6 protein-coding genes are annotated in these 7796 nt (G+C 30.2%); 4 read left to right on the top strand and 2 right to left on the bottom strand.

The window, feature by feature from the left end:
* Window positions 1-171: 171 nt before the first annotated feature.
* Window positions 172-630: a cupin domain-containing protein gene (locus QZZ48_RS12875; RefSeq protein ID WP_294966532.1), complete on the top strand. Its 459-nt coding sequence runs from the start codon at window positions 172-174 to the stop codon at window positions 628-630.
* Between the two features lie 2 nt (window positions 631-632).
* Here the strand turns inward: QZZ48_RS12875 and QZZ48_RS12880 are convergent, their stop codons facing one another.
* Window positions 633-3092, bottom strand: coding sequence for a transporter substrate-binding domain-containing protein (locus QZZ48_RS12880; RefSeq protein WP_294966534.1), 2460 nt, complete (start codon window positions 3090-3092; stop codon window positions 633-635).
* Window positions 3093-3256: 164 nt separating this feature from the next.
* Window positions 3257-3529, bottom strand: coding sequence for a DUF3144 domain-containing protein (locus tag QZZ48_RS12885; protein WP_294966536.1), 273 nt, complete (start codon window positions 3527-3529; stop codon window positions 3257-3259).
* Between the two features lie 167 nt (window positions 3530-3696).
* Between QZZ48_RS12885 and QZZ48_RS12890 the strand changes: the two genes are divergently transcribed.
* The 3 genes from QZZ48_RS12890 (at window position 3697) to QZZ48_RS12900 (ending at window position 7500) form a co-directional block, all read left to right on the top strand.
* The gene (locus QZZ48_RS12890) at window positions 3697-4344 is read left to right on the top strand and encodes a transglutaminase-like cysteine peptidase (protein ID WP_294966538.1); all 648 of its coding nucleotides are present in this window, start codon (window positions 3697-3699) and stop codon (window positions 4342-4344) included.
* The gene (locus QZZ48_RS12895; RefSeq protein WP_294966540.1) at window positions 4341-6266 is read left to right on the top strand and encodes a LapD/MoxY N-terminal periplasmic domain-containing protein; all 1926 of its coding nucleotides are present in this window, start codon (window positions 4341-4343) and stop codon (window positions 6264-6266) included. Before QZZ48_RS12890 ends, QZZ48_RS12895 begins: the two co-directional genes overlap by 4 nt.
* Window positions 6267-6375: 109 nt before the next feature.
* The gene (locus QZZ48_RS12900; protein WP_294966542.1) at window positions 6376-7500 is read left to right on the top strand and encodes a methyl-accepting chemotaxis protein; all 1125 of its coding nucleotides are present in this window, start codon (window positions 6376-6378) and stop codon (window positions 7498-7500) included.
* Window positions 7501-7796 lie beyond the last annotated feature (296 nt).

Here is a 7796-nt window from a genome sequence, read left to right on the forward strand (position 1 = left end):
TACAAAACTCCGTATGAAGTGTTTTTCAGTGAAATGAGTAAAAGATTAGCTAGCTAATTTAGGTGGAAATTGCACTTGTTGTTGGAATTGGCGAATTAATAAAGAAGTAAAAAATAAAATCTTTATAGTATCATTTACTCATATGTTTGATTTAAAATAAAAGGAACAAATATGAAACAAATTAAAGACTTATCCCAAGGTACTAATCACACTGCAATAGATTTAGATAATCTTGAAAAATTAATGCAATACTCTCTACTTCACCCAGTTAATAAAAAAGAAATAGAGGGAAAAGTGTTTTTAAAAGATGCTATAAAATCTACCGGTTCAGAAATTTCATTTAACTCACTTGCTCCTAAATCTGAACAACCTTATTTTCATATACATAGAAAAAATGAAGAGACATATATTATATTAAAAGGTTTTGGTCTTTTTCAAGTAGATGACAAATGCTTTGATATAAAAGAAGGTAGCGTAATAAGAGTTGCCCCAGATGGGATAAGAGGTATACGTAATTCATCAGATGAGACAATGACATACATTGTTATTCAGTCTAAAGAAAATTCACTACAAGAGTATTCTACAGGTGATGGAACTAGAGTTCCATTTGAGTCTAAGTGGAAAGAGTAGAGTTAAAAGAACTCTACTCTATTTCTACCATTTTCTTTTGCTTTATATAGTGCAATGTCTACTTTTTTCACAAGTGTTTCTTGAGTGTCATCTTCTCTAAATGTAGAAACACCAAAACTTGCTGTTGTATTTCCAACTTGTTTAAACTCATGATATTCAATATTTTTTCTGATTTTATTTGCTAACTTCATTGCATATTCAAGGTCTGTTTCTGGAGCAAGTACAAGGAACTCTTCTCCTCCCCAACGACCTACCATGTCTGTATTTCTAACACTTTGTTTCAATATACCAGCTATATCTATAAGTGTTTTATCTCCTATATCATGTCCATAAGTGTCATTCACTAATTTAAAATTATCAATGTCAATAAGTATTATCGAAAATGGATGTTTATATCGTTTTGATCGTTCAATCTCTACTTTAAATGCTTCATCTAATTTCATTCTGTTATTTAGCTGAGTAAGTTGGTCTGTTATTGAAAGTTTTTCTATTCTCTTTTTATCTGTGATATCTTCTGAAATAGCTCTATATCCGATTTTGATAGCATTTTTTATAATAGATTCTATAGATACATTGAAATAAATAGTTTCGCGATTTTTAGTATAGTTTTGAATTTCACCTACCCAAGGTTTATTTTGCTCAATACTTTTCCATAAATCATTAAAAACCTTTGCATCTACGCTAGGATGTCTCATCATTGAATGTGATTTACCTATTAATTCACCTTTTGTATAACCAACAACTTTGCAGTAAGCATCATTTACCTCTGTTACAATCCCTTTTGTATCTGTTGTTAAGATTAATACATATTTATCAACCATTTTTTGTTGTGCAAATAATTTTTCATTTAAAATCTCAACTGACCAGTTTCTATATAAAACTAAGAGTACTATAATAATGAAAACACCACTAATTTGCCATAACAGAGTATAGTTAAACTCTTGAGCTACTTTAATAGATACCCATCGTCCAACTAAAGCATGTTTTTGCTCTTCACTAATAGAATCAAGGGCCTTTTGCATAATAGTATTTAAAATTGGTTCATCATTACGTGAGGCAATATTCAAGGTTATATCAAACTCTAATCTACCCGCAATTTTTAAGTCTATAATCGAGTATTTTTGAATACCATAACTTATTGTCGGCATAGTATCTACATAACCAAAGAGTTCTCCACTACTAACTTTTTCTAAACCCTCTTTTGTATTTTTCACTTCTATTATTTGGATAGAAGGAACTTTTTTCTTTAAAACTTCTATAAATGCATAACTTTTCACAATTCCTATTTTCTTATTACTTAACTCTTTTGACTCTTTTATAAATTGTTCTTCTACTTTAGTTGCTACTACAAATGGCTCTGTAACATATGGCTTTGTGAAATTCATTGCATCTCTACGACCAGGTAAATCCATGGCAACAGGTAATATGTCACATTTTCTATCTCTAATATTTTGTAAAGACTGTGACCATAACTTTGTAGGAACTAATTCTATTGGTGTATCAATATATTTTGATACAATTTTCATAACATCATTGCCAATACCCTTATGTTTCCCATTTTCATCAATCTGCTCAAATGGGAGCCAATCAGGAAGTACGCACATCTTTATAATTTTCTTATTTTTTAAATATTCAAGCTCTTTATTGTTTAGGTAATCATTTGACTTTAAATTCATCCATTTTTGTTTTAGCTTAACTATCTCAGAGTAAGGAATTTCATTATTTACTTTTTGTAAGATTGATTTTAATAGATAACTATTTTTTTGTACAGCCATAGGAAGTTGTGTCTTTTTTGATAAACCAAGGTCATCTAAGCTGATAGTTTTTACATTACTTATCCAATTTTTTTGTATAAAATACTGTGAAGTTGGCAAACTACCAATTGCTGCGTCTGCTTTACCTGTAGAAACAGCCTCCAATCCTTCGCTTGTTGAAGCTGCTAGATACAATGGTTGATTAGGGTATTTTTTCTTTAAAAAAGTATGAAGAAATGATTTATTAGTTACGGCTATGACTTTATCTTTTAACTCTTTCATAGATTTTATATCTATATCTTTTTTTATAGCGACTGCCGTTGTGTATTCGATATGGTTAAACTCTGTAAATAACGCATATTTTTCTCTCTCTTCATTTACAGCTAAATGAGGAATAATATCTATAGTATTATTTTTAAGCATTTTTAAATACTCTTTAAAAGGCTTATTACTTATGAACTTTATATCTACTTCCATATACTTACTCATAAGATTCATATAATCAACAGTGTAACCTAGAGGAGTGTCATTTTCATAATAATTAAAGGGTGGAAACGTTCCTAAGTTTGCTACAGTTAGTTCTTTTTTATTTTTTAAATATGCTCTTTCTTCATTAGTAAAGATCATAGATTTGTTTTCTAAAGTGTTTTGAGTATTACTATATACAGATGTTATTAATAATATTAGAAGTAGTAGAGTTTTATACATCTAAAGCCTTTTTTGTGAATAATAAACTTAACTTATTTTACAAAAATCATGACTTAAGACATTCTAAAAAAGTTTTATGAGAAAAATAAATTTTAACATAAATGATGTTAAAGTAGTGTAAAAGAAATTTTTAAACAAGTTGTCCTAAGGACAAACTTATTTAATTAAGATTCAAAATTTTCTATATGATTTTTTATATGTTCTTCTAGTGCTAACTTATACTCACCCATAAAATAATCTACAATTTTATCTTTATCATCAATTAAATCTTGTGCTGATTCAACTGAAGATGCAGCCATCCATGCATTGAATCTTGCAGCTCCATATGAAAATGAAGCACTTACTTCACCTTGAGTTACTTCTTGACCTAGTTGTTCATTTGCAAGGGCTATATGTGCGTCAGCTCTTTTTAAAAAACCGTTATTTGTATCACTCATTATTGTTTCCTTAATATTTTTCTTGATTATATTTAAAAAAAGCTTCTATTTTAATTTCAGAGTGCTATTAGATACAAAATTATATATGCCCTTATAATATGATTTTTAATCCTTAACTATTCTCGTTGTTTTGGATGGAGTTGTATTAGTTTAGATATAATCACTTTATGAATAATCTTAAGATATTTTTCTTTATATTACTATTATTGTCAAATATTACATATGCATCTGCGAAGCCATATGTGGAGAAAGAGCTACTTGATAAGATAGGAAAAAAGTATAAGGTTTATGCAAAAAAAAGATTCTTTTTTCTTCAACAAACATTAGACTCAGTTAAAGATGCAAGTGACTTAGAAAAGCTAAAAGAAGTCAATACTTTTTTTAATGAAGTAAGATATAAAACTGATATAAAAGTCTATCGTAAAAGAGACTATTGGGCGACCCCATGGGAATTTCTAGGTAAGGATATGGGAGATTGTGAAGACTATGTTATATCTAAGTATTTTGCTCTTAGATATCTTGGTGTAGATTCTAAAAAACTATTTTTTACCTATGTTAAATCTAGTAAATTCACAGCTGCTCATATGGTTCTTACTTACTTTAAAACACCCCGCAGTGAACCACTTATTTTAGATAATTACAATCGCAGAATTTTTCCTGCTTCAAAGAGGAAAGATCTAACTCCCATTTATAACTTTAATGGAGATAGCCTTTATAAAGCAAGTAAAAAAGGTACTGGTAAAAAAGTGAAAAAGAAAAAAGCCCACAAAAAATGGGATGAACTAAAACTTAATATGAAAAGGAAAAAAATATGACACTCTTTAGACAAATAGCAATAATGCTATCCATATTTTTACTTATAATTTTGGCAACCGTTTTAACACTAAACTTTCAAAGTGCAAATGAATCAGTACAAGATAGACTTTACGAAGATGCTAAAAATACAGCAAGTTCACTTAGTCTTTCACTAGGAACGGCAAATGGTGATATTTCAATAATGTCAACCATGATAAACGCCAACTTTGACAGTGGTAATTACCGTCGTATTTCCCTTTTAGATGTTGATGAAAATATTTTATATGATAGAAAATTAGAGAGTGATATAGTAGATGTTCCTGAGTGGTTTTTAAAGGCTATAAATATCCAAGCACCGATAGCATCTGCAAATGTATCTGCTGGTTGGAGCCAAGTTGGAATATTAAATGTACAAAGCGATGAGTCTTATGCATATATACAACTATACTCAATTTTAATCAATCTTCTTGCATCTTTTAGTATTATCGCATTTGTTGGTCTTGTTATACTAAACCTTATTCTTATAGCGATACTCAAACCACTAAAAGAAGTTCAAAGACAAGCTGAAGCAGTTATACGTAATGAGTTTATCATCCAAGATAATATTCCTTATACTAAAGAGTTTAAAGATGTTGTTCTTGGTATGAACAATATGGTTTCAAAAGTTAAAGCTATGTTTGACAAGGGTAATGAAGAACTTAAACGCCAAAAAGAGCTTGAATATATAGATAAAGCTACAAAACTTAGAAACCGTAAATATCTTATTGATAAACTTCCTGAGTATCTAAAAATAGATGCCACTTCAAAAGGTGGTTTAAATATGATGATAGCTCTAAACGGAATCATAGAAGCAAATGAACAAATAGGTCACAGAGATGTTGATAAACTATTTATGAATATAGCAGATATTTTTAGAGCTCATGCAAGTAATTTTGATAATTCTATCGTTTCAAGAATGAATGGTACGGAGTTTTCAATCTTACTCCCTGATTGTTCAGCAATGGAAGGATTAGCCCTTGCTGAAGGTATTTCTTCTGCTGTTAGCACTAGTATTAAGTCTTTTGAGTTAGATGAAAATATAGTCTATGTTGCAGAAGGACTATACGAGTATAATTTTAAAGAAAATATTGGTCAAGTTCTTTCTCACACAGATAATGCTCTTGCACAAGCAAAGTTTAAAGACTCTAAGATTCATCTAGAAAAAGCTGAAAACGCTGTAGAAGTTATGGGAAAAGAAGCTTGGAGAAAAATCATCCACGATGCTATAGAGAAAAATAATTTTAACTTTGTATCATGGACAGCAGTAGATGCAAAAATGAGAAAAGTAGCACACAATGTTCTTAGTCTTACTCTTAAAGTTGATAAAGATACAACTTACTACTACGGTCAGTTTATGGCTCCGGCAAACCAAGCCGGACTTAGCTCTAGTATTTATGATAATGTTCTTAGCATGATGTTTAAAACTCCGGATATGACCCTAAAGAGTTCTATCTGTTCACTTAGACTTCCTTTTGACTATCTTATTCAAGACAATACATATGAAAGTATGAATGAGCTATTTAATGTTTACGCTTCTAAGCTTCCATTTAAACTCATCATTGAGATGCCAGATAAGCTAGTTCGTCAAAACTCAACTCTTATCAAAAGATATAAAGCACTCTTTGAAAAACATAACATAGATATGGGTCTCTTTGAGTTTATTGGTGAAAGTGTTGACTATCAATATCTTCAAGATTTAAGACCAGTATATATCAAAGGTGAGACTAGTTACTTCCTTAGTCAAAGTGACCAAGCACTATCTGCTCTTAGGCTTATTACAAATACAGTAGGGATTTCTCTTATAGCAACAGGAGTTATGACTATGGAAACTCTAAATAAGCTTCACGAGAAAGACATTTATATTATTCAAGGTAGAGCTACGGAGATGGTTGAGTTAACATAATAAGTAATATAAAAAAATCTTTATTGTGCATATTTAGCATATTTTATCTATATATAACATTAAAAATTGTAATATTTTACAAACAATACTAAAGTGGAGATATTAAATAATGTTATTTGGAAACGACAAAAAGCTTGAGGCTGAGCTAAAAGAAAAAACACAAGAGATAAACTCTCTTCAAGATGAACTAAGAAGTGCAAATAACAGAATAGCTCAACTTGAAGAAAAAGTTGGACATACTGATGATAGTCATAATATGAATGTCTTGATTAGGTCATTAACAGATGGTCTAACAAACGCTTGTGATAGAGATCTTAAAATCTTACAAAGTGACTTAAGCAATAATCTTAGTGCACTTGAAGATGTTGATGTTAGAAACTCTACTAATAACACTCTTACGGATAGCTGTTCTAGCGATGTCAATATTCTTTCAGAAACAATGACATCACTACTTGAACACATTACAAGTACGTTTGATCAAGTTAATACTCTAAATGAAAATGTTGGTAGCATCTCTGACGTTATTAACCTTATTAAAGATATCTCAGATCAGACTAATCTTCTTGCACTAAATGCTGCTATTGAAGCTGCTCGTGCAGGAGAACATGGTCGTGGTTTTGCTGTTGTTGCGGATGAAGTTCGAAAACTTGCAGAACGTACACAAAAAGCTACAAGTGAAGTAGAGATAACAGTACAGAGTCTTAAACAAAATACTCAAGAAGTACATGAACACTCTAAAGCTATGGAAGAGCTCTCAACTAACTCTAACGAGCAAATGGATTTATTCCAAGGTAGAATGCAAGAACTATCTGAAAATTCACAAATAATCTCTATGGAAAACAAAGATGTAACTTACGCTATATTTATGGTTCTTAGTAAACTTGATCATCTTATATTTAAAGCGAATGGTTATAAAACTGTCTTTAGTGACGAAATTCAAAGTCATTTTGCAGCAGATACTGAGTGTAGACTTGGTAAATGGTACTTTGAAGGTAATGGTAAAGAGAAATTTGGAAAGTGCGCAAGTTATTCTAAAATGGCTGCACCACATAAATCTGTTCATGACAACATAAAAAAAGCAGTTGAATGTGTTGATAAAGGTACTTGTGTACAAGAGTCTGAAAATGTAATGACTTACTTTAAAAATGCTGAAGATGCAAGTAAACAAGTAGTAGAGATATTATCTACAATGCTTGCAGAAGAAAAAACTTATAGACATAACTCTAAACACTAAACTCCATAAAGCCTTATCTTTGGGCTTTATGCTCAGTTAGTTTTCTTACAATCACCACTATCTTTTAAAACTTCTAACCATCATTTTTTTTTACCAGAGTCATCTATATCTCCAAAGATAAAACATATGCAGGATAAGGAACTATTCAATTTGCATTATTTGTTTTTTCAGTTTCAATACGGCAAAGTTGTAGAACATTAGACTTAATTAAAAAAACGGGGGTTTAAAAACTCTCTTTTTTTGATAATTGACCAAATAATAATCTACTAAATTTAACTTCAAGCTTTTACTCAAAC

Origin of the sequence: Sulfurimonas sp. (assembly GCF_016744025.1) — a bacterium.
Taxonomy (GTDB): domain Bacteria; phylum Campylobacterota; class Campylobacteria; order Campylobacterales; family Sulfurimonadaceae; genus Sulfurimonas.

Excerpts from the sequence above, each read along its gene's own strand:
- QZZ48_RS12875 (WP_294966532.1), top strand. The coding sequence starts at position 172 with ATGAAACAAATTAAAGACTTATCCCAAGGTACTAATCACACTGCAATA.
- QZZ48_RS12880 (WP_294966534.1), bottom strand. The coding sequence starts at position 3,092 with ATGTATAAAACTCTACTACTTCTAATATTATTAATAACATCTGTATAT.
- QZZ48_RS12885 (WP_294966536.1), bottom strand. The coding sequence starts at position 3,529 with ATGAGTGATACAAATAACGGTTTTTTAAAAAGAGCTGACGCACATATA.
- QZZ48_RS12890 (WP_294966538.1), top strand. The coding sequence starts at position 3,697 with ATGAATAATCTTAAGATATTTTTCTTTATATTACTATTATTGTCAAAT.
- QZZ48_RS12895 (WP_294966540.1), top strand. The coding sequence starts at position 4,341 with ATGACACTCTTTAGACAAATAGCAATAATGCTATCCATATTTTTACTT.
- QZZ48_RS12900 (WP_294966542.1), top strand. The coding sequence starts at position 6,376 with ATGTTATTTGGAAACGACAAAAAGCTTGAGGCTGAGCTAAAAGAAAAA.